The following is a 20,954-nucleotide window of genomic DNA, read 5'->3' on the forward strand; positions in this document are numbered from 1 at the left end:
GACGCGTCTGGTGGAAATTCCTTACGTCATTTTCGGGCGAAGAAGCTTTGCCAACTCGCCGGGTTCGGACACCGGTGGCAAACAGGACTGGGCCATGCAGAGATAGGCGCCAGGCTTGTCTGTCGAAGGCAGAACATCGCCCGGCAGGCTTGGTGCAGTACCACCCAGACCAACCGCTATGTCGATGCGACGCGGATCGGGATTTCGATTCGCTACCGCAACGAGGCTTTGTTGGTCCGGATCCTCGACGACAACAAGTTTCAACGGATCAAGCGCCAATGCGCAGGAATTGACGATGCCGACCTGACCATAGGTCTGCTGGCCTGCTCGGCCCAAGGCGTGTTCGGCGATCACCAATGCCTTTTCGTGAAGCGCGATGTCGCCTGTCCCGGTCGCCAGCCGCACCAGGGCTTCAATGATCTGCCCGGTTGCGGACGGGATGGCCTCGTCGACGTCGCCCCGAATGCGGATCGGAACATCGCTGCTGTCGGAAGCAGACAGGAAGTAACCCGTGTGATCCGCGTCGGCATGCCACCGCTGAAGCTGTTCCGCCAGATTTCTGGCGATATCGATGTATCCCGCATCATTGGTTGCTTCGAACAGCGCTGTCGCCGCGGTGATCATCGCTGCATAGTCGGTGGACAAGGCCGGGAACAGTTTCCTATGGCCGAGAACGGAATGCGGCAGGCGCCCGGCCTCAGCAGTGGCCAGGATGCCTGCAAAGCCTTTGGCGGCGAGATCGATCCAGTCGCTTCGGCCGAAGCTTCGCCCGCATTCGGCCAGGGCCGTGATCAGCAGGCCGTTCCAGTCGGTCAGTACCTTGTCGTCTCGGCCCGGGCGGATACGGCTGGCCCGGCCGGCAAGGAGCCTTGTTTTCAGGTCCGCCACCGCTGGATAGTCGGCAATCTCTCGTTCGCTCTGCTCGTCGCTCTGTCGCAGGATGGGCTTGCCTTCCCAGCCGGCGGGAGCGGAAAGGCTGTAATGGCCGGCAAACGCGGTGACATCCGTCTGGAGGGTTTCAGCAATCTCATCTTTGCTCCAGGTATAGAAAAGACCCTCTTCGCCATCGCTGTCCGCATCGAGGCTGGAAGCAAAAGCCTGGGTCTCGGTGCGCATCTCACGCGAAAGCCAGGCAATCGTTTCTTCGATTCGTATCCGGAACAGTTCATCCAGGCTTGTCGCGTAGGCCCAGTTCGCCATTCGCAGCAACTGGGCGTTGTCATAGAGCATCTTCTCAAAGTGCGGCACGGTCCATTCCGCATCCGTCGAATAACGGCAAAGGCCGCCGCCGACATGATCGTAGATGCCGCCGGCGAGCATCTTCCGCAGCGAGAAAAGAACGGCGTCGCGATGCGTTGTGTTTCCGGTTTGCAGCCAGGAAAGCCAAAGCGTGGTCATGAAGGGTGCATTCGGGAACTTCGGAGCGCCCTTCAATCCGCCTTCCGTCCAGTCAATCATCCCGGCGATGCCGTCGGCGAGCCTCCCCAGGGCCTGCCGGTCGAGGGCGTTCCTTGGCTGGGTTGCGGATAGACGCGTGGCAACATGGGCGATCAAACCGTCGGCGCTTTGGCTCAAGCTATCCCGCTTTTCCCGCCAGGCCTTGTCGATCGCTTCCAACACTTGCACGAAACCCGGACGGCCGTAGCGTGAGCGCGGCGGAAAGTAGGTTCCACCCCAGAACGGTTTGCCATCGGGTGTCAGGAACATGGTCAGTGGCCAGCCGCCCTGTTCTCCCATGGCCGAAAGTGAAGCCATGTAGATCTGATCGATATCGGGGCGCTCCTCGCGATCCACCTTGATGTTGACGAAGAAGCGGTTCATGACGCCGGCGATCTCGTCGTTTTCGAAGCTCTCATGCGCCATGACATGGCACCAATGGCAGGCGGCATAACCGACGGACAGCAGGATCGGGCGGTTCAGCGCACGTGCCTCATCCAGGGCTGCTTGCGACCAGGCTCGCCAGTGAACGGGATTCTGCGCATGTTGGCGCAGGTACGGGCTTGCTTCTTCAGCAAGCAGGTTTTTCTGCGGTAAGGTCACGGTTCCAGCCTGTTGTCTTTGCCCGGAAGGTTAGGGCATTTCGAAGAGCGAACAATGAGATTTTCGGATTCGATCGTCGCGCTGTCGAGTGGGAAGCTGCCGGCCGGAGTGGCGGTGGTAAGGTTATCCGGTTCCAGGACTCGATTCGCCGTCGAAACGATTCTGGGCGCATCGATACCTGAACGTGAGGCGGTGTTGCGGCGGCTGAGGCAGCCCGACGGATCCCTGATCGACACCGGGTTGGCGATCTTCTTCGCTGGGCCGGCCAGTTTCACCGGTGAAGATGTCGCGGAGTTCCAGGTCCATGGTGGCAAGGCTGTGGTGTCTGCCCTGCTGCGGACATTGACCGCCATTGACGGCATCCGTCATGCCGAACCCGGTGAATTCACCAGACGAGCCTTCCTGAACGGCAGGCTGGATCTCGTCGAGACCGAAGCTCTTGCTGACCTGATCAACGCCGAAACAGAATCGCAGCGCCGTTTTGCCTTGCTCAATGCGAGCGGCGCCCAGAGCGAACTTTACGACGGTTGGCGCCGGCGCTTGATCCATGCGCGCGCAATGATCGAGGCTGAGATCGATTTCGCCGATGAAGACGACATTCCGGGCTCGGTCTCGGATACCGTCTGGTCTGATATGCGCAAGCTTTCCAACGAGATCGCCGAGCATGTTGCCGGGTTCCGCGCGGGCGAGATCATTCGTGAAGGCTTCGACGTGGTGATCGTCGGTGCGCCAAATGCCGGAAAGTCCAGCCTGTTTAATGCGTTGGCCCGGCGTGAGGCTGCCATTGTCAGCGATGAGCCGGGTACGACCCGCGATCTTCTGGAGGTTGCGCTCGACCTGCACGGCCTGAAAGTTCGGCTGACGGACACCGCGGGATTAAGGGAGCAAGCCGGCACCGTGGAAGGGATTGGAATAAGGCGGGCAAGAGACCGGGCAAAAACCGCCGATCTGGTGGTGGTCCTTCAGGACCTGACAGATGGCGCGCGTGATCTTGAATTGCCCGCTGCGTCGCGCCAGCTTCGAGTTGGGACCAAACTCGACCTTCTGGCCGAGGTTACGGACCGTTCGGAGTTCGACCTGCTCGTCTCCGCCAGGACGGGTGAGGGCCTAGGCCAGCTTCTGGCGAGACTCGGCGAATTGGCGGAGGAGGCTGCAGGCGGCAGCGGCAGCTTGTTGCCATCGCGCTTGCGCCACGTGGAACTACTGGATGAAAGCAAGGTGTTCATCGAGCGAGCGTTGTCGCAACGCGATCTCGAGCTGCAAGCGGAGGATCTGCGTTTGGCCGGGGACCTGCTCGGCCGGATCGTCGGGGCTGTTGATGTGGAAGATCTCCTCGACGTCATCTTCTCGCAGTTCTGCATTGGCAAGTGACTCACGTGAAACAGCGGTCCGGATGGGAGGTGACTCACGTGAAACACGCCGACTGGAGTGACTCACGTGAAACAACAGGCGGATCCATCTCGCCGCAACTGATGCGTGTTTCACGTGAAACGTCGGTTTTTCTTGACAGGAATCATTCGGAAGAACATGACAGCGCAAGCGAAACTCCAGGAGCATAAACGATGATGAGCAGCTACGACGTTGTCGTGGTTGGAGGCGGGCATGCTGGTTGCGAGGCGGCCAGCGCGGCTGCCCGTGCCGGTGCGCGGTGTGCGTTGATGACGTTGCGCTTCGATACCATCGGGGTGATGTCGTGTAACCCGGCGATTGGTGGGCTCGGCAAGGGGCATCTTGTTCGCGAGATCGACGCCATGGATGGCCTTATGGGCCGAGTGGCAGATGCCGGCGGCATCCAGTTTCGCTTGCTCAATCGCCGCAAGGGTCCCGCGGTGCGTGGCCCCCGTACGCAGGCCGATCGAAAGCTGTATCGTCTGGCCATGCAGGACGCCATTCAGGCCCAGTCCAATCTCGATGTCGTCGAGGGCGAGGTTTTCGACCTCGAGGTCGAGAACAATGCCGTTTCAGCGGTTTTGCTGGCAGACGGGCGCCGACTGGCTTGCGGCGCCGTGGTTTTGACGACCGGAACGTTCCTGCGCGGATTGATCCATATCGGAGATCGCAAGATCGTGGCCGGACGTATGAACGAACAGGCCTCGGTTGGCCTGTCGGCGACCATGGAACGTATCGGCTTCAAGCTTGGACGCCTGAAGACAGGCACGCCGCCCAGGCTGGATGGGCGCACGATCGACTGGAAGGTTCTGGAAAGCCAGGCTGCTGATGAGAGCCCGGTCCCATTCTCGCTTATGACGGATCGCATCCGCAATCCACAGATCGATTGCGGTATAACGCGCACGACCCCGGAGACGCATGCCGTCATCCGCGCCAACCTCAGTCGTTCTGCGATGTACTCCGGGGAGATCGAAGGGATCGGGCCGCGTTATTGCCCATCCATCGAGGACAAGATCGTCAAGTTCGGCGATCGCGAAGGCCATCAGATATTTCTGGAGCCGGAGGGACTGGATGACCCGACTGTCTATCCGAATGGAATCTCGACCTCCCTGCCGGAAGATGCGCAGCTCGAATTGCTGAAGACAATCCCGGGCCTCCAGCGCGCGACGATGCTGCAGCCGGGTTACGCGATAGAATATGACCACGTCGATCCGCGTGAACTGCACCAGTCGCTCGAGACCCGTAAGGTTCGAGGCTTGTTTCTCGCCGGCCAGATCAATGGAACGACCGGTTACGAAGAGGCCGGAGCGCAGGGGCTTGTTGCGGGTTTGAACGCAGCGCGGCGTGCGGGTGGCGGCGAACAGGTCGTGCTCAGCCGCACGGAAGCCTATATCGGGGTGATGATCGATGACCTGACAAGTCGAGGTATCGCAGAGCCCTATCGTATGTTTACATCGCGCGCGGAGTTCAGGTTGTCGTTGCGCGCCGACAATGCCGATGAACGATTGACCCAGAAGGCCGTCGATCTTGGCATCGTCTCGGCAGAACGCACCCGTCGCTTTGAGGAAATCAGGATGCGAATCGACCAGGCCCGCGCGCTGGCCAAACAGGTTCGGTTCACTCCGAACGAAGCTGCGAGCCATGGCCTGGAGATCAACAGGGATGGTGTCCGGCGTTCGGCCTACGAGTTGTTGGCGTATCCGGATGTCGATGTCGCCTGGCTGAGCAGGATTGATTCGCAGTTCGCCACCATCGATGCCAAGACGGCTGAAGCTCTGGAGATCGAAGCCAAATACTCCGTCTATCTGGATCGCCAGAAGGCGGATGCGGAACAACTGCGCCGGGAAGAAGGCAGGTTGATCCCGGGCGATCTGGATTTTGGCGGCGTTTCGGGGCTGTCCAACGAACTCAAACAGAAGATGCGGGACCGCAAGCCGAGGTCGGTTGCCGAAGCGCAGCGTATGGAAGGCATGACACCCGCCGCACTTGCCGTGATTGTCGCCCATATCCGAAATGCGGAAGTGGCCGAGAAAGGTGCCGCTTGAGCGCCGCATCGTTTGAGAGCCTGAAGGCGGTGGCGGGAGACGTTTCACGTGAAACGTTTGCGGCACTTGAAGCCTTTGAAGCGCATTTCCTGAAATGGAACCAGAGCATAAATCTCGTTGCGGCATCGACGGAAGGGGATGTTTGGCGACGTCATATCCTGGACAGCGCCCAGCTGGCAGCGATCGAACCGACCGCAAAGCGCTGGGTCGACGTCGGTTCCGGCGGCGGGTTCCCAGGGCTGGTGATGGCATTTCTGCTCGGCGAGCGTGGTGGTTCGATCGATCTTGTCGAGAGCAATCGCAAGAAGACGGGGTTCCTGCAGGCCACCGTCGGGCAGTTTCGATTGCCAGCACGGATCATCGCCAAGCGCATCGAAGACTCATATCCACTTGTGGGCATGCCGCAGATCGTCACAGCGCGGGCTTTGGCTTCGCTGATCGATCTTCTGGATATTACCGAGCCCTGGCTGGCCTCGGGCGCACATGCCTTGTTCCACAAAGGCCGGGATTATCAGCGGGAAATCGAAGAAAGCACTCACCGCTGGCGCTTCGATCTGATAGAACATCCAAGCGCGATCGACCCACAAGGGGTTGTGCTTGAACTGCGAAATGTTCGCAGACTTTGATTCAACGTGTGATGCTAGCGAAATGAATTTGTGGCGGAAACCCATGACCTCCACCGGACCCAGGATCATCACGGTTGCCAACCAGAAGGGCGGCGTCGGCAAGACGACCACCGCCATCAACCTGGCCACGGCGCTCGCCGCGATCGGTGAGCGTGTGCTCATCGTCGACCTCGACCCGCAGGGCAATGCCAGCACCGGGCTGGGCATCGATCGTCGCGATCGCGCCGTCTCTTCCTATGATGTGCTCACCGGTCAGCTCGACCTGGAAGCCGCGGCGATGCCGACCGCTGTCCCGGGGCTCTCGATCGTTCCTTCCACGCTCGACCTGCTTGGCATCGAGATGGAGATCGCTTCGGCGCCCGACCGCGTGCTGCGGCTGCGCAATGCGATTCATGCTTCCGACCAGTTCAGCTATGTGCTGATCGACTGTCCACCGTCACTCAACCTGCTGACGCTGAATTCGATGGCGGCGGCTGATTCGGTTCTGGTTCCATTGCAGTGCGAGTTCTTTGCGCTGGAAGGTCTGAGCCAGCTCCTCGAAACGGTCGAACAGGTGCGCGGATCGATCAACCCGAATTTGAGCATCCAGGGCATCGTGCTCACCATGTTTGATGGTCGCAACAACCTCGCCAACCAGGTCGTGCAGGATGTGCGCGCCTATATGGGCGACAAGGTCTATGAGACGATCATCCCACGCAATGTGCGGGTGTCGGAAGCGCCGTCCTACGGCAAGCCGGCAATCCTCTATGATCTCAAATGTTCCGGCAGCCAGGCGTATCTGCAGCTGGCTTCGGAAGTGATTCGCCGCGAGCGCCAGCTGCGGGCTGCGTAGAACCGATACACCGGAGCATTTCCGCCAAAACCGGAAATACTCTAACCCATTGTTTTCACACAATTCCAGGCCGAAAACCGTCACATAGTTTTCCTGGGATTGCTCGAGCGAAACGACCTGGAAGACTGAGATGAACGACGATCCTTCGAGAAAGCGGCTGGGACGAGGGCTTGCGGCACTGATCGGCGAAATCGACCGGCCCGCGGCCACGGCCACCGAACAGCCGCGCCCGGCGGCTGACGGCAAGGTTCCGATCGAGTTCGTTTCGCCCAATCCACGCAATCCGCGCCGCCATTTCGGTGATGCCGAGTTGACGGATCTATCGCAGTCCATTCGCGAACATGGTGTGGTCCAGCCGGTGGTGGTGCGTTCGTCGCCCACGCAGCAGGGCCGTTACGAGATCATTGCCGGCGAGCGGCGCTGGCGGGCAGCGCAACGCGCCGGTCTGATCGAGATTCCGGTGATCGTACGAGAGGTCAATGACCGCACCGCGCTGGAACTGGCGATCATCGAAAACGTGCAGCGCGCCGATCTGAACGCGGTCGAAGAGGCGCTTGGCTACCAGCAACTGATCGACGATCACGGCTACAGCCAGGCAGATCTCGGCCAGGTCATCGGCAAAAGCCGCAGCCATGTCGCCAACACGCTGCGGCTGTTGAAGCTGCCGGATGTCATCCGTGACATGCTGGTGGATGGCTCCCTGTCGGCGGGCCACGCGCGTACGCTGGTCACCGCGCAGGATCCGGCGGGGCTTGCCAAGCGTATCGTGGAAGAAGGGCTTTCGGTTCGCCAGGCTGAAGCGCTCGCGCAGATGCCGGTCCAGGCGCAGCGCGAGGCCAAGCTGCCTTCTCCCACGGAGAAGGATCCCGATACGCTGGCGCTGGAAAAGCTGCTGTCCGATGTCACGGGCATGAAAGTGGTGATCGCGCACAAGAGCGGCGGCGGCGAACTGCGCGTGTCGTACCGTTCACTGGATCAGCTCGACGATCTTTGCCGACGGCTGAAGCAGGCCTGAGCGCTCAAGCCGCATCTGGTCGTTGATTCGCCCTAAGCCACTGTAAAATATATCTTCTAATGCTGAGCAGTTTTGCTCAGCGCCGTTGCGCGAGCCGCGCGCTTTCCACGGCAATTCCGAGCAGGGCCTGCCGGGCAATCGGCTCGGCAAGATCGGACCTGCGCCGGCTCTGCAGGACAGCGGCCTGGAGCCGCGCCAGCGCCCGGTTCAGGGCTTCGGAACTCCAGCGCTCCAGCGCCGTCTCGATCAGACGGCGACGGGTAAAGAAAACCGGCGGCTTGTGGGCGGCGACAACTGCAGCCGCATTGCGCCCGCCACCGGCCTCCATGGTGCCACGCATCGCATGCAGCGCCTGGAACTGACGCATTGCGGCAGCCAGCGCCAGAAACGGCTGACCGCCGGCCTGGCATTGGCGGGTGAAAGCCGTGTCGAAATCCTCCAGCCTGCCAGCCAGCACGGCATCGACGGCATCGTCAAAGGATTGCCCGGAGACGTCGCCCGTCAGAACGCGCACGTCTTCTAGCGTAATCTCGCTGCGCCCGTGTGCATAAAGTGCCAGCTTCTCGACTTCGCCGCGCGAGGCGAGGCGGTCTCCACCGAGATTGCGGCGCAAGGCCTGGCGCGCTTCCAGCGACATCGTCATTCCGGCCTTGCCGAGTTCGTCGTCAATGACGGTCTCGATGTCGCGCGCGTCGTCGGCATAACAAGGCAGCGCCATGGCGCCGTGCGCCGCCTCGACGGTTGCACGCAGTCCGACACCTTTCTTCAGGTCACCGGCCTCGATCAGTACAATGGCATCGCGTGGCGGCTCGGCCAGCAAGGCCTTCACGTCGTCCGCAAGGTTTTTCTGGGCGCCTGCATTGCGCAGCCAGAGCAGACGCCGATCGGAAAACATCGGCACGGTGCGCGCCTCGTCGAGCAGGCGGCCCTGGTCTCGGTCGGCGTCGCCAGCGTCCAGTTTCACAACTGAGAACGGGTCATCGAGCGGCAGTCCCGTGCGGGTCGCGAAAGCACGTGCACGCTCTGCCACCAGTCCGCGGTCCGGACCATAGATGAGCACCAGCCAGGTGCCGGAGTCCGGCCGTGCCAGCCACGAATCGACTTCTGAGGCTTTTTTCTGTGCCATGGTGGTCCCCTAGCACGATGTGGTGCTCAAAGCATGTAGCGCGAATGCTCACAGCGCTTGCGGCAGCTTTTGGAATGGAAGCAATGACAAGCAATCGCATTTGTTGCCGCAAAAGGCATGGATGAGACGGGATATTACGCGCGTTTCCTGCAACATTGCGCCGCCGCCGGAGCCGAGCGCACCGGGCAGGGAGAGGCAAACGTGGTGGAGGTACTTTGGCGCTGCTTCGGCGTCGAAGATATGCCAACATCGCAGATTGAAAGTGATGGAGCGTCTTGTGCATGTCCCTCGGACGGCCGGCGTTTCAATGCAGTGGAGGACGAGAGCCCATGGCCGAAGCCGGGAAGTTGCGCTTTCATGTTCCGGAACCGGAGGTCAGGCCGGGTGGAACACCGGATTTCTCCAACGTTCCAATTCCCAAGGCCGGCTCCGTGCCCAAACCGCCGATCGATGTCGATCCGCGCGAGATCCGCGATCTGGCATTTTCGATCATCCGCGTCCTGGACCGTGCCGGCGAGGCGGTCGGTCCCTGGGCAGACATGCTGGGCGATGAAGAACTCCTCGAAGGCCTGCGCCACATGATGACGCTGAGGGCTTTCGATGTGCGCATGCAGATGGCGCAGCGCCAGGGCAAGACGTCCTTCTATATGCAACATCTGGGTGAGGAGGCGGTGAGCTGCGCCTTCCGCAAGGCCCTCGACAAGGGCGACATGAATTTCCCGACCTATCGGCAGGCAGGTCTCCTGATCGCCGACGACTACCCGATGGTCACGATGATGAACCAGATCTATTCGAACGAAGCCGATCCTTTGAAGGGACGGCAACTGCCGATCATGTATTCGTCGAAGGAACACGGCTTCTTCTCGATTTCCGGCAATCTGGCCACCCAGTACATTCAGGCAGTGGGTTGGGCGATGGCATCCGCGATCAGCGGCGACACGCGCATTGCCGCTGCCTGGATCGGCGATGGTTCGACCGCGGAATCGGATTTCCATTCGGCGCTGGTGTTTGCCTCGACCTACAAGGCCCCGGTCATTCTCAACATCGTCAACAACCAATGGGCGATCTCGACCTTCCAGGGTATCGCCCGCGGCGGTGCCGGCACGTTTGCGGCGCGTGGCCTCGGCTTCGGTATTCCGGCCCTGCGGGTCGACGGCAACGACTATCTTGCCGTGCACGCCGTGGCGAAATGGGCTGCGGAACGCGCGCGCGCCAATCTTGGGCCGACACTGATCGAATATGTGACCTATCGCGCCGGCGCGCATTCCAGCTCGGACGATCCGTCGGCCTATCGGCCAAAGGCGGAATCGGAGGCCTGGCCGCTGGGCGACCCGGTGGTGCGGCTGAAGAACCATCTTATCCATCGCGGCGTCTGGTCGGATGAACGCCACGCGCAGGCCGAGAGCGAAATCCTAGAAACCGTCATCGCGGCGCAAAAGGAAGCAGAGTCGCACGGCACGCTGCATGCCGGTGGTAAGCCGTCGATCCGCGACATGTTCGAAGGGCTCTATGCCGAGATGCCACCACATCTCAAGCGCCAACGCCAGCAGGCGGGGATTTGAACCATGGCACGCAAGACCATGATCGAGGCTATTCGCGATGCCATGGATGTCGCGATGGGGCTGGATGAACGTGTCGTCGTTTTTGGCGAGGATGTCGGCTTTTTTGGCGGCGTATTTCGCTGCACGCAGGGCCTGCAGGCCAAATACGGCAAGACCCGATGCTTCGATGCGCCGATCAATGAATCCGGTATCGTCGGCGCAGCGATCGGCATGGCCGCCTACGGGATGAAACCGTGTGTGGAGATACAGTTTGCCGACTATATGTTTCCTGCCTACGACCAGTTGACCCAGGAAGCTTCTCGCATACGCTACCGTTCCAATGGCGATTTCACCTGTCCGATCGTCGTGCGCATGCCAACCGGTGGCGGCATCTTCGGTGGCCAGACCCACAGCCAGAGCCCGGAAGCGCTGTTCACCCACGTGTCCGGTTTGAAGACCGTGGTGCCGTCCAATCCCTCCGATGCCAAAGGCCTGCTGATCGCGGCGATCGAGGATCCGGATCCGGTCATCTTCCTGGAGCCGAAGCGGCTCTACAACGGACCCTTCGACGGCCATCACGACAAGCCGGTCACGCCCTGGTCCAAGCATGATCTCGGTGAAGTCGCCGACGGCCACTATACGGTGCCGCTCGGCAAGGCGGTGATCCGCCGTCCGGGCAATGCGGTGACGGTGCTTGCTTATGGCACCATGGTCTATGTTGCCCAGGCCGCGGCGGAAGAGACCGGCATCGATGCGGAGATCATCGACCTGCGCACGCTGCTGCCGCTCGACCTCGATACCATTGTCGAATCGGTCAAGAAGACCGGCCGCTGTGTCGTCGTGCACGAGGCGACGCTGACCTCAGGCTTCGGAGCTGAGCTGATGTCGCTGGTGCAGGAGAATTGCTTCTACCATCTCGAAGCGCCGGTCATGCGTGTTGCCGGCTGGGACACCCCTTATCCGCATGCACAGGAGTGGGACTATTTCCCCGGCCCGACCCGGGTCGGTCGCGCGCTTATCGCCACGATGGAGGCCTGACATGGGTGAATATGTCATCAAGCTGCCCGATGTCGGCGAAGGCGTGGCCGAGGCGGAACTTGTCGAATGGAGCGTCAAGGTCGGCGACCTCGTGCGCGAGGATACCGTGCTGGCGGCGGTCATGACCGACAAGGCGACGGTGGAGATCCCGTCGCCGGTCGACGGAGAAATTCTCTGGCTGGGCGCAGAGATAGGCGACACGGTGGCGATCGGTTCGCCCATCGTTCGGCTCAAGGTGGCCGGAGAAGGCAATGTAACGGCAGCCGCTGGAGCCAGGCCCGCGGCTGTCAGCAAGGCCGAGGAACCTGCGAAGGCCGATGTTGCCAAGCAGGCTCCGGCGGCAGCGGCGCCCAGGGAGCCGGTTGAAGCCAAGCCAGCGTCAGTTCCGGCAGCAACTCCGGCAGCAACAAAGAATGTATCGCGTCCGTCCGCTTCGATCGGCAGTGCGCCTCGCCCCGAGGGCGAAAAGCCACTTGCGTCGCCGGCGGTGCGGCTTCGCGCCAGGGAGGCCGGCATCGATCTGCGTCAGGTCACCGGCACGGGCCCGGCCGGTCGCATCCAGCATGAAGACATCGAGGCGTTCCTCTCGCGCGGCCCGCAAACGGCGCGGCCGGCGACCGGTCTCTCTCGCAACGAGAGCGTCGAGGAAATCAAGGTCATCGGGCTTCGGCGCAAGATCGCCGAGAAGATGAAGCTATCCAAATCGCGCATCCCGCACATCACCTATGTCGAAGAAGTCGATGTGACCGCGCTGGAAGATCTGCGCGCCGCTCTCAACAAGGAGAAGCGCGCCGATCGACCGAAGCTGACGCTGCTGCCTTTCCTGATGCGGGCCATGGTCAAGGCGATCGGTGAACAGCCGCTGTTGAATTCATTGTTCGACGACGAGGCGGGCGTCATCCACCAGCATGGCGGCATCCACATCGGCATTGCTGCCCAGACAGCGAATGGTCTGGTAGTGCCGGTGGTGAAACACGCCGAGGCACGCGATCTCTGGGATTGCGGCGCCGAGGTCAACCGTCTGGCCGAAGCCGCCAAGACCGGGACGGCGACCCGCGACGAGCTTTCCGGCTCAACCATCACCGTCACCTCGCTGGGTGCGATGGGCGGTGTCGTGACCACGCCGGTGATCAACCACCCGGAAGTCGCGATCATCGGCGTCAACAAGATGATGGTGCGGCCGATCTGGGATGGTACCCAGTTCGTTCCGCGCAAGATGATGAACCTGTCGTCCAGCTTCGATCACCGCATCGTCGACGGCTGGGATGCCGCGGTGTTCGTCCAGCGTATCAAGGCGCTGCTGGAAACCCCGGCACTGATCTTCGTGGACAATTGATCATGGATCCTTTTCGCGATCGTCAGCCAGCGAAGCTTTGGAAACGGGGAGTTGGGCAATGAAGGACATTTCCTGCAAGCTGCTCGTCATCGGCGCCGGTCCCGGCGGCTATGTCTGCGCCATTCGTGCCGGTCAGCTCGGCATCGACACCGTCATCGTCGAGGCTGTGAAGCCGGGCGGCACCTGTCTCACCATCGGCTGTATTCCGTCGAAGGCGCTGATTCATGCGGCGGAAGAGTTCGAGAAAGTTTCGCACATGGCCGAAGGCAGCAGTCCGCTGGGCATTGCCACGACAGCCCCGTCGCTCGATTTCGGCAAGACCATCGCGTGGAAGGACGGTATTGTAAGCCGGCTTACAAATGGCGTTTCCGGACTGCTCAAGAAAGCCAGGGTCAAGCATGTTTCGGGTTGGGCAACTTTCCGTGACGGCAAGACCGTGGAGGTCGAGACTGAGACCGGGTTGCAGGTGATCCGCGCTGAAACCGTGGTCATCGCTACCGGCTCGGCGCCGGTCGAGCTGCCTTTCCTGCCGTACGGCGGTCGGGTGATCTCGTCAACCGAAGCGCTGTCCCTCGACAAGGTGCCGGAACGGCTCGCCATTGTCGGCGGCGGCTACATCGGGCTTGAGCTCGGCATGGCCTTTGCAAAGCTCGGCGCGAAAGTGACCGTGGTCGAAGCGCTGCCGCGCCTGCTCGCCCAATACGACGCCGAGCTGACGAAGCCGGTGATCAAGCGTCTGGCGGAGCTTGGCGTCGAAGTGCTGACCGAAGCCAAGGCCAAGGGACTGTCAAGCAAAGGCGATGCACTGCTGGTGGAAACGGCTGCCGGCAAGGACGTGAAGATCGAGGCCGACCAGATTCTGGTCACGGTTGGGCGCAAACCGGTGACGGAAGGCTGGGGCCTCGACCAGATCGACCTCGACATGAGCGGGCGCTTCATCCGCATCGACGAGCAATGCCGCACCTCGATGCGCGGGGTCTTTGCCATTGGCGACGTCACCGGCGAGCCGATGCTGGCGCACCGCGCCATGGCGCAGGGTGAGATGGTAGCCGAGATCGTGGCCGGCCACAAACGCAGCTGGGACAAGCGAGCCATTCCCGCTGTGTGTTTCACCGATCCGGAAGTGGTGAGCGTCGGATTGTCGCCGGACGAAGCGAAGGCTCTGGGCGGCGAAATCAAGACCGGACAGTTTCCGTTCACCGCCAACGGCCGCGCCATGACCAGGCTTGGCGAGAGTGGCTTCGTCCGTGTCGTCGCGCGTGCCGACAATCATCTGGTGTTGGGCATCCAGGCGGTCGGCAACGGGGTTTCCGAACTGGCTGCTGCATTTGGGTTGGCGCTGGAAATGGGCGCGCGCCTGGAAGACATCGCCGGCACCATCCATGCGCACCCGACGCAGGGCGAGGCGTTTCCCGAAGCGGCACTGAAGGCGCTGGGACACGCATTGCACATCTGAGGAAACGCGCTCGGCGGCGAATGTCGATACTGCAGTCCAACAAAAAACCCGCCGGGACCAGCCGGCGGGTTTTTTGTCTGCTTGAACCGGCAGAGCCGGTGAGCAACTTAGCTGGCCATGCGGTCGGTGCGCTCGTGCTGCGCATAGGCGCGGCCGAAGCGGTTGGCCAGGAAGCTGTCCAGTGCGATGTCTTCCTGCTTGACGAAGCCGGTCGCCGGCAGGGTGCCGTCTGCCAGCATGTCGAGCACCGCGCAGATGCCGGAGGCTGTGGTGATCTGGATGGCGCTGCGTACGGTCTGGCCGGAACGCTGGCTGTAGACCTTGTTGGCGTAGGTCTCCTGCAGCAGTCGGCCGTTCTTGCGGCCCGAGACGGTCACGAAGACGATGACCACGTCCTGCATGGTGGCCGGCAGCGCGTTCTCGAGAATGTCCTTCAGCACTTCACGGCGATGGCGCAGGCCGAGATCGTTGAGCAGCGCCTTCATGATCGCGGCGTGGCCCGGATAGCGGATGGTGCGGTAGTTGAGCGTGCGCACCTTGCCTTTCAGCGTCTCCGCAAGCGTGCCCAGGCCGCCCGAGGTGTTGAAGGCTTCGTAGGTGACGCCGTCGAGCGAGAATTCCTCGCGCTCTTCCAGCGGCGGCACTTCGATCAGCTCGCCTTCGACGATGGCTTCGCACGGCTCGCAATATTCGTTGATGACGCCGTCGGTGCTCCAGGTCAGGTTGTAGTTCAGAGCATTCGACGGATATTGCGGCAGCGCGCCGACGCGCATGCGCACGCTTTCGAGGCTGTCGAAACGGCTGGCGAGATCATTGGCAACGATCGAGATGAAGCCGGGAGCCAGGCCGCACTGCGGAATGAACGCCGTCTTGGCGGTTTTCGCCAGTTCCTTGACGCGTCGGGTCGACGCGACATCCTCGGTCAGGTCGAGATAGTGGACACCGGTGGAAGCAGCTGCCTCGGCGATGCGTGTCGTGAGATGGAAGGGAGCGGCGCTCAGCACGGCGAACTTGCCGGCAAGCACGGCTTCAAGGGCGCCGGCGGCTTCGATATCGGTCTCGACCGTGGCGATGCCGGCGGCAACCTCCAGTGCGGCAAGCTGTGCAGCGGAGCGGTCGACGATGGTGACGCGATAGTCACCGGTCGCGGCCAGCATGTCTGCGATGGTCGAGCCGATCTTGCCTGCGCCGACAACAACGATTTCCTTCATGGCCAAGCCCTTTCTTATTGATGTTCCAGGGGCAGGAATCGCAGTTTGCCTGACGAATGGAAGTGTGCGATTGAACAAAACGCCGACGCTTTTCGATAAAATCGCCGAGCTCGGTCGTCAAAATGCGAAGTAGCGTGGAAAAATGCTGAGCCAGGCCGACCGAGACCTCATCACGCTGCTGCGTGAAAACGCCCGCGCCTCGACGGCCGAACTTGCTCGAAGGCTGGGAGTTTCGCGCACCACCGTGCAAAGTCGCATCGAAAGGCTGGAGGCACGGGGGATCATCACCGGCTATGGCGTGCGGCTGGCACCGGACTATGAGCAGGGGCTGGTGCGGGCGCATGTGCTGCTGACGGTGGCGCCGAAAGCGGCCGAGCGGGTCGTGAAGGATCTGCGTGCGCTCGGCCAGGTGCGTTCGCTGCATTCGGTCAGCGGCAGCTTCGACATGATCGTGACGGTCGAATCGGCTTCGATCAGCGATCTCGACGCACTGCTCGACCGAATCGGTGCAATGGACGGCGTGGAACGCACGCTGTCTTCCATCATCCTCTCGACGCGGATCGACCGGTAAGATCCCGTCATCTTCTACCTGACCCCGGAAACCATGCAGGATCGCATGACAGACACAGGAAAGCGCAAGCCAGCCGGCAAGAACCACGATGTGGACCTGATTGCCGTTGTCGTGGCCACTGCCGACCAGGAGCCACGCGTCCTTACCGTCGGGACTGCAAACGGGCTGCCTTCAGGTCCGTTCGAGCTTGGCCACCGATCCTTGCAGTTCGGCCTGCGGACATGGGTGGAACAGCAGACCAGCCACCAGCTCGGTTATATCGAACAACTCTATACATTCGCCGACAGCGACCGGATCGGCGACGAGCGTCACGAGCGGGTGATCTCCATCAGCTATCTGGCGTTGACCCGCATCGATCATTCTTCGGCTTCTGCGAAACGAGCATGGCGCAGCTGGTACGACTTCTTTCCATGGGAGGATCATCGTGCCGGCATCCCCGCCCTGATCCCCGAAATTGTCCAGCAGCATCTGACGGCCTGGGCAAACGGGGCCGCCGATGTCGCGTCACGAGAAGAAAGGCAGCGCAGGGCGGCAATCGCCTTCGGCTTCGACGATCATCCCTGGAACGAAGAGTTCTGCCTGCAGCGCTACGAACTGCTCTACGAGGCGGGCCTGGTCGAGGAGGCCATACGCGGGCGCGGTGAACACGGCTCTGCATTGATACCCGGCCCGGCCATGATCGCCGATCACCGCCGCATCCTGGCCACGGGAATCGCGCGGCTGCGTTCGAAGATCAAATACCGGCCGGTCGTGTTCGAACTGATGCCGCCGGTTTTCACGCTGCTGCAATTGCAGCGGGTGGTCGAGGCACTCGCCGGAAGGCTGGTCCACAAACAGAATTTCCGCCGCCTGATCGAGCAGCAGGAACTGGTCGAAGAGACCGGGCAGATGACCGCCGACACGGGGGGACGACCAGCCAAGCTCTACCGCTTCCGCCATGCCGTTCTCGATGAGCGCGCGGCTGCAGGGACAAAATTGCCACTCACCAGGTCTTGACAGGAGTTATGCTCATAGTAAGCACATGTCGGTGATATACTCACACTGAGCATAAAGTGAGGTGCCGATGTCTGTCTCTTCCGCTGCGGTTGCCGCATCACCTTCCGCCGTCCTCTACCAACGCGTGCGGCGTGTCATCCCGCCGATAGAATGGCCGGTCTTCGCCGGCGACATCGACGCCATCCTGGCGCTGAAACGCCAGCGCAACGCCGTTATCCTGGCGCACAACTACCAGACGCCGGAAATCTTCCATTGCGTGGCCGACATCGTCGGCGACAGCCTGGCGCTTGCCAGGAAGGCGATGACCGTCGAAGCCGATGTCATCGTGCTGGCAGGCGTGCACTTCATGGCCGAGACCGCCAAGCTGCTCAATCCGGACAAGGTGGTGCTCATCCCCGATCTCGGCGCCGGCTGCTCGCTGGCCGATTCGATCACCGCTGCCGATGTGCGCCTGATGCGGGAAAATTATCCCGGCGTGCCGATCGTCACCTATGTCAACACGTCCGCTGCGGTGAAGGCAGAGTCCGATATCTGCTGCACGTCGGGCAATGCGCTCGCGGTGGTGGAATCATTGGGCGTTCCGCGGGTCATCATGCTGCCCGACGAATATCTGGCCCGGAACATCGCCGCGCAGACCAAGGTCGAGATCATCGCCTGGAAGGGCCATTGCGAAGTGCATGAGCGCTTCACGCCGGCCGATATCCGCGAGCTGCGCGAAGCCCATCCCGGAGTCACCGTGCTTGCCCATCCCGAATGTCCGCCCGAAGTGGTTGCCGAGGCCGATTTCGCCGGTTCCACCGCGGCGATGTCGGACTATGTCGGTCGTCACAAGCCGGCGCGCGTGGTTCTGATGACCGAATGCTCGATGAGCGACAACGTCGCCGTCGAACATCCCGAGGTTGATTTCGTGCGGCCCTGCAACCTGTGCCCGCATATGAAGCGCATCACGCTTGCCAATATCCGCGCGGCGCTCGAGGAAAACCGGCACGTGGTGACCATCGATGCCGATGTCGCGGATCGCGCTCGCCAGGCAGTGGAGCGCATGCTCGCGATATGACGCCGTCCCTCCATAACCTTCAGGATCGTCCCGTCATAATCGGTGCTGGCGTCGCCGGCCTGATGACCGCACTCTGCATGGTGCCGGAACCGGTGGTCCTGATCTCGAGGGCTCCGCTGGGAGCCGAGACGTCCAGCACGCTCGCGCAAGGCGGCATGGCCGCGAGCCTTGGCACCGACGACAGCCCGGAACTCCATTTCATGGACACGCGTGATGCTGGCGCCGGACTTTGTGACGAGGTGGTCGTCAGACGCTTCACGGATGCCGCTCCACAGGCGATCGCCGATCTCGAGCGTCTCGGGGTTGTGTTTGATCGCGCCCGCGACGGCAGGTTGCGTCTGGGGTTGGAAGCCGCGCATTCGCACCGGCGGATCGTGCATGCCGCTGGTGATGCAACAGGCCGCGAACTGGTCCGGGCTTTGACTGCCGCAGTACGAAGGACGCCTTCGATAGCTGTCCTCGAGGGATGGGAGGTGCGGCGGCTGCTCCTTGAAGACGGGGAGATCGCCGGGATACTGGCCGTCGGCAGCGATGGCGCGACTGCGCTGTCCACCGGGCGTGTGGTGCTCGCTACCGGTGGCGTGGGCGGGCTGTTCAACGATACGACGAACCCGTCGACTTCCTTCGGACCAGGCCTGGCGCTTGCAGCGCGTGCCGGCTCGGAACTGGCCGATCTTGAATTCGTGCAGTTCCATCCGACGGCTCTCGATGTTCCGCTGCGTCCGATGCCGCTTGTCAGCGAAGCAGTGCGCGGCGAAGGTGCCATGCTCGTCAACGATCGTGGGCAGCGCTTCCTCGCCGACACACCGGGAGGCGAGCTTGCGCCGCGCGACGTGGTGGCGCGCGCGGTATCGCGCGAGCTTGTCGCCGGCGGCCGGGTGTTTCTGGATACGAGGCAAAGTCTCGGTCCGGATTTCACCAAACGCTTCCCGGCCATCGCAGCCTTTTGCCATGAGGCTGGCATTGATCCCGCGGTCGATCCCATCCCGGTTCGTCCGGCAGCCCATTACCATATGGGCGGCGTTGCCGTGGATGCGGAAGGGCGCAGCTCGATCCCCGGTCTGTGGGCGTGCGGCGAAGTCGCCTGCACCGGACTGCACGGTGCCAATCGCCTTGCCAGCAACTCGCTGACGGAGGCCGTGGTTTCAGCACTCTGGGTTGCCCGTAGCGTGGCCGCTGCCGCACCGGCCAGGCGACGGCAGCAGATCGCAACTGTCGTGCCGCCGCGCCCCGATGCTTCTCTTGTCCGTCCGATCGCTTCGGCGGCACTTGGCATCCAGCGCGACGATCATGCGCTTCGTGACGCGATTGTCGCGCTGCTGCGGCTGGCCAGGACCGATGATGCAACCTCCGACCCGGCGATGGTCGCCTTGATGATTGCCGTTGCCGCTCTTCGACGGAGGGAAAGTCGCGGCGCGCATTGTCGTGCGGACTTTCCCCTGCAGGAGAATCAGCCGCGTCGGTCTCGTCTGACGCTTGCAGAGACACTGGATAGCGCCGCCGCCATCACTGAAATGGCCGTTCCTCTTATAAGGAGAGCTTGAGATGTTGACACCGCTGCCGCACATCATGGTTGAACCGCTGGTGCGTAGTGCCCTGCTGGAAGATCTCGGCCTTGGCGGCGATCTGACGACCAATGCAATCGTTCCGGCCGACACCGAAGCAACGATGTCGCTTGTCGCAAGACAGGAAGGCGTGATCGCTGGTCTCGATGTTGCGGCACTGGCCTTCAAGTTGATGGATCCGCGAATCGCATTCGAGCCAGTTCACCATGACGGCAGTCATGTTGCCTCCGGGGCAACAATTGCAATTGTTCGCGGGCCGGCTCGTGCTTTGCTGACGGCAGAACGGGTTGCGCTCAACTTCCTCTGCCACCTGAGCGGCGTCGCCAGCGCCACCGCGGCGGTCGTCGCGGCGGTGCGGGGTCACAAGGCGCAGATCGTCTGTATACGAAAGACGACGCCCGGCCTGCGCGCACTGGAGAAATATGCCGTACGTGCTGGCGGCGGTTCGAATCACCGCTTCGGCCTCGATGATGCGGTGCTCATCAAGGACAATCACATCGCGATTGCAGGAGACATCCGCACGGCGATAGCTCGGGCAAAGGCGGGCACCGGCCATATGGTCAAGATCGAGGTCGAGGTGGATACGCTCTATCAACTCGAAATCGCACTCGCGACCGGCGTCGATGCCGTTCTCCTCGACAACATGTCTGTCGAACAGCTTTCCCGGGCGGTGGCCATGGTCGACGGCCGCGTGATCACCGAGGCTTCGGGCCGCGTGACGGCAGCCACGGCTCCTGCCATCGCCGCAACCGGTGTCGATCTCATCTCGATCGGCTGGCTTACGCACAGTGCTCCGATTCTCGATATCGGATTGGACAGCGAATAGCTGGCGTGGCCGGCATGTTTTCGCACTCGGGTGCGTTTTAGTCGCCGGACGCCGGCAAACCACAATCTCTTGATTGCAAACCGCCTTCCGATCGCCTCAGTCAGAAAAAAATCGAGAAGATCGCAAAAATCTTCAAACGGCTGTTGACACCGGAAGAGGCCATCCCCTATATGCCGCTCACCAACGACAGCGGCGACGCTGCTGGCGACGAAGAAGTTCGCTTCTGGGTTTCGCGGAGTTGGACAAATTCAAGAGAGCCGCGTGAGCGACACTCTGCTGGTCTG

General features: G+C 61.9%; 17 protein-coding genes. 14 read left to right on the forward strand and 3 right to left on the reverse strand.

What is annotated here, in order from left to right; all coding sequences use genetic code 11:
• Window positions 1-21 precede the first annotated feature (21 nt).
• Window positions 22-2,040, reverse strand: coding sequence for a thioredoxin domain-containing protein (locus tag ACFWYE_RS24865; protein WP_379114891.1), 2,019 nt, complete (start codon window positions 2,038-2,040; stop codon window positions 22-24).
• Between the two features lie 54 nt (window positions 2,041-2,094).
• Here ACFWYE_RS24865 and mnmE point away from each other — a divergent pair, with 54 nt between their 5' ends.
• From mnmE to ACFWYE_RS24890, 5 genes are all read left to right on the forward strand, one after another.
• Window positions 2,095-3,411, forward strand: a complete 1,317-nt coding sequence (gene mnmE / locus ACFWYE_RS24870) for a tRNA uridine-5-carboxymethylaminomethyl(34) synthesis GTPase MnmE (protein WP_379114912.1) — start codon at window positions 2,095-2,097, stop codon at window positions 3,409-3,411.
• Window positions 3,412-3,602: 191 nt separating this feature from the next.
• Complete coding sequence (gene mnmG / locus ACFWYE_RS24875) at window positions 3,603-5,474, forward strand: tRNA uridine-5-carboxymethylaminomethyl(34) synthesis enzyme MnmG (protein WP_379114892.1); 1,872 nt, start codon at window positions 3,603-3,605, stop codon at window positions 5,472-5,474.
• On the forward strand, window positions 5,471-6,100 hold the full coding sequence (gene rsmG / locus ACFWYE_RS24880; RefSeq protein ID WP_379114893.1) for a 16S rRNA (guanine(527)-N(7))-methyltransferase RsmG: 630 nt from the start codon (window positions 5,471-5,473) through the stop codon (window positions 6,098-6,100). Before mnmG ends, rsmG begins: the two co-directional genes overlap by 4 nt.
• 43 nt (window positions 6,101-6,143) lie before the next feature.
• Entirely contained in the window at window positions 6,144-6,932 is a 789-nt protein-coding gene (locus ACFWYE_RS24885; protein WP_129412391.1) for a ParA family protein, read from the forward strand.
• 130 nt (window positions 6,933-7,062) lie between these two features.
• Window positions 7,063-7,947, forward strand: coding sequence for a ParB/RepB/Spo0J family partition protein (locus ACFWYE_RS24890; protein WP_379114894.1), 885 nt, complete (start codon window positions 7,063-7,065; stop codon window positions 7,945-7,947).
• A gap of 76 nt (window positions 7,948-8,023) precedes the next feature.
• Here the strand turns inward: ACFWYE_RS24890 and holA are convergent, their stop codons facing one another.
• Window positions 8,024-9,073: a DNA polymerase III subunit delta gene (holA, locus tag ACFWYE_RS24895; protein WP_379114895.1), complete on the reverse strand. Its 1,050-nt coding sequence runs from the start codon at window positions 9,071-9,073 to the stop codon at window positions 8,024-8,026.
• Between the two features lie 329 nt (window positions 9,074-9,402).
• Between holA and ACFWYE_RS24900 the strand changes: the two genes are divergently transcribed.
• The 4 genes from ACFWYE_RS24900 to lpdA are packed head-to-tail and all read left to right on the forward strand — an operon-like array spanning window position 9,403 to window position 14,444.
• Window positions 9,403-10,635, forward strand: coding sequence for a 3-methyl-2-oxobutanoate dehydrogenase (2-methylpropanoyl-transferring) subunit alpha (locus ACFWYE_RS24900; protein WP_379114896.1), 1,233 nt, complete (start codon window positions 9,403-9,405; stop codon window positions 10,633-10,635).
• A 3-nt stretch (window positions 10,636-10,638) separates the two neighbouring features.
• Complete coding sequence (locus ACFWYE_RS24905; protein ID WP_379114897.1) at window positions 10,639-11,652, forward strand: alpha-ketoacid dehydrogenase subunit beta; 1,014 nt, start codon at window positions 10,639-10,641, stop codon at window positions 11,650-11,652.
• Between the two features lies 1 nt (window position 11,653).
• Window positions 11,654-12,988, forward strand: coding sequence for a dihydrolipoamide acetyltransferase family protein (locus ACFWYE_RS24910; RefSeq protein ID WP_379114898.1), 1,335 nt, complete (start codon window positions 11,654-11,656; stop codon window positions 12,986-12,988).
• Window positions 12,989-13,046: 58 nt separating this feature from the next.
• On the forward strand, window positions 13,047-14,444 hold the full coding sequence (lpdA, locus tag ACFWYE_RS24915; RefSeq protein ID WP_379114900.1) for a dihydrolipoyl dehydrogenase: 1,398 nt from the start codon (window positions 13,047-13,049) through the stop codon (window positions 14,442-14,444).
• 107 nt (window positions 14,445-14,551) lie between these two features.
• Here the strand turns inward: lpdA and ACFWYE_RS24920 are convergent, their stop codons facing one another.
• Window positions 14,552-15,655: a saccharopine dehydrogenase C-terminal domain-containing protein gene (locus ACFWYE_RS24920; protein ID WP_379114901.1), complete on the reverse strand. Its 1,104-nt coding sequence runs from the start codon at window positions 15,653-15,655 to the stop codon at window positions 14,552-14,554.
• Between the two features lie 142 nt (window positions 15,656-15,797).
• Here ACFWYE_RS24920 and ACFWYE_RS24925 point away from each other — a divergent pair, with 142 nt between their 5' ends.
• The 5 genes from ACFWYE_RS24925 (at window position 15,798) to nadC (ending at window position 20,670) form a co-directional block, all read left to right on the forward strand.
• Window positions 15,798-16,226, forward strand: a complete 429-nt coding sequence (locus ACFWYE_RS24925) for an Lrp/AsnC family transcriptional regulator (RefSeq protein ID WP_379065163.1) — start codon at window positions 15,798-15,800, stop codon at window positions 16,224-16,226.
• A 33-nt stretch (window positions 16,227-16,259) separates the two neighbouring features.
• Complete coding sequence (locus tag ACFWYE_RS24930; RefSeq protein ID WP_379114902.1) at window positions 16,260-17,222, forward strand: hypothetical protein; 963 nt, start codon at window positions 16,260-16,262, stop codon at window positions 17,220-17,222.
• A 67-nt stretch (window positions 17,223-17,289) separates the two neighbouring features.
• Window positions 17,290-18,279 carry a quinolinate synthase NadA gene (gene nadA, locus ACFWYE_RS24935; protein WP_379114903.1) on the forward strand — a complete coding sequence of 330 codons (990 nt, stop codon included), beginning with the start codon at window positions 17,290-17,292 and terminating at the stop codon, window positions 18,277-18,279.
• The gene (locus tag ACFWYE_RS24940) at window positions 18,276-19,823 is read left to right on the forward strand and encodes an L-aspartate oxidase (protein WP_379114904.1); all 1,548 of its coding nucleotides are present in this window, start codon (window positions 18,276-18,278) and stop codon (window positions 19,821-19,823) included. The genes nadA and ACFWYE_RS24940 overlap by 4 nt, the downstream gene beginning before the upstream one ends.
• A 1-nt stretch (window position 19,824) precedes the next feature.
• Window positions 19,825-20,670, forward strand: a complete 846-nt coding sequence (gene nadC, locus ACFWYE_RS24945; protein ID WP_379114905.1) for a carboxylating nicotinate-nucleotide diphosphorylase — start codon at window positions 19,825-19,827, stop codon at window positions 20,668-20,670.
• The last annotated feature ends 284 nt before the right edge of the window (window positions 20,671-20,954 follow it).

This window comes from Mesorhizobium sp. NPDC059025, from assembly GCF_042739655.1.
In the GTDB taxonomy this organism is placed as follows: Bacteria; Pseudomonadota; Alphaproteobacteria; order Rhizobiales; family Rhizobiaceae; genus Mesorhizobium.

Excerpts from the sequence above, each read along its gene's own strand:
- nadC (WP_379114905.1), top strand. The coding sequence starts at position 19,825 with ATGTTGACACCGCTGCCGCACATCATGGTTGAACCGCTGGTGCGTAGT.
- ACFWYE_RS24910 (WP_379114898.1), top strand. The coding sequence starts at position 11,654 with ATGGGTGAATATGTCATCAAGCTGCCCGATGTCGGCGAAGGCGTGGCC.
- ACFWYE_RS24900 (WP_379114896.1), top strand. The coding sequence starts at position 9,403 with ATGGCCGAAGCCGGGAAGTTGCGCTTTCATGTTCCGGAACCGGAGGTC.
- mnmE (WP_379114912.1), top strand. The coding sequence starts at position 2,095 with ATGAGATTTTCGGATTCGATCGTCGCGCTGTCGAGTGGGAAGCTGCCG.
- ACFWYE_RS24925 (WP_379065163.1), top strand. The coding sequence starts at position 15,798 with ATGCTGAGCCAGGCCGACCGAGACCTCATCACGCTGCTGCGTGAAAAC.
- ACFWYE_RS24885 (WP_129412391.1), top strand. The coding sequence starts at position 6,144 with ATGACCTCCACCGGACCCAGGATCATCACGGTTGCCAACCAGAAGGGC.
- ACFWYE_RS24890 (WP_379114894.1), top strand. The coding sequence starts at position 7,063 with ATGAACGACGATCCTTCGAGAAAGCGGCTGGGACGAGGGCTTGCGGCA.
- ACFWYE_RS24920 (WP_379114901.1), bottom strand. The coding sequence starts at position 15,655 with ATGAAGGAAATCGTTGTTGTCGGCGCAGGCAAGATCGGCTCGACCATC.
- nadA (WP_379114903.1), top strand. The coding sequence starts at position 17,290 with ATGTCTGTCTCTTCCGCTGCGGTTGCCGCATCACCTTCCGCCGTCCTC.
- ACFWYE_RS24930 (WP_379114902.1), top strand. The coding sequence starts at position 16,260 with ATGCAGGATCGCATGACAGACACAGGAAAGCGCAAGCCAGCCGGCAAG.
- ACFWYE_RS24905 (WP_379114897.1), top strand. The coding sequence starts at position 10,639 with ATGGCACGCAAGACCATGATCGAGGCTATTCGCGATGCCATGGATGTC.
- lpdA (WP_379114900.1), top strand. The coding sequence starts at position 13,047 with ATGAAGGACATTTCCTGCAAGCTGCTCGTCATCGGCGCCGGTCCCGGC.
- mnmG (WP_379114892.1), top strand. The coding sequence starts at position 3,603 with ATGATGAGCAGCTACGACGTTGTCGTGGTTGGAGGCGGGCATGCTGGT.
- holA (WP_379114895.1), bottom strand. The coding sequence starts at position 9,073 with ATGGCACAGAAAAAAGCCTCAGAAGTCGATTCGTGGCTGGCACGGCCG.
- ACFWYE_RS24940 (WP_379114904.1), top strand. The coding sequence starts at position 18,276 with ATGACGCCGTCCCTCCATAACCTTCAGGATCGTCCCGTCATAATCGGT.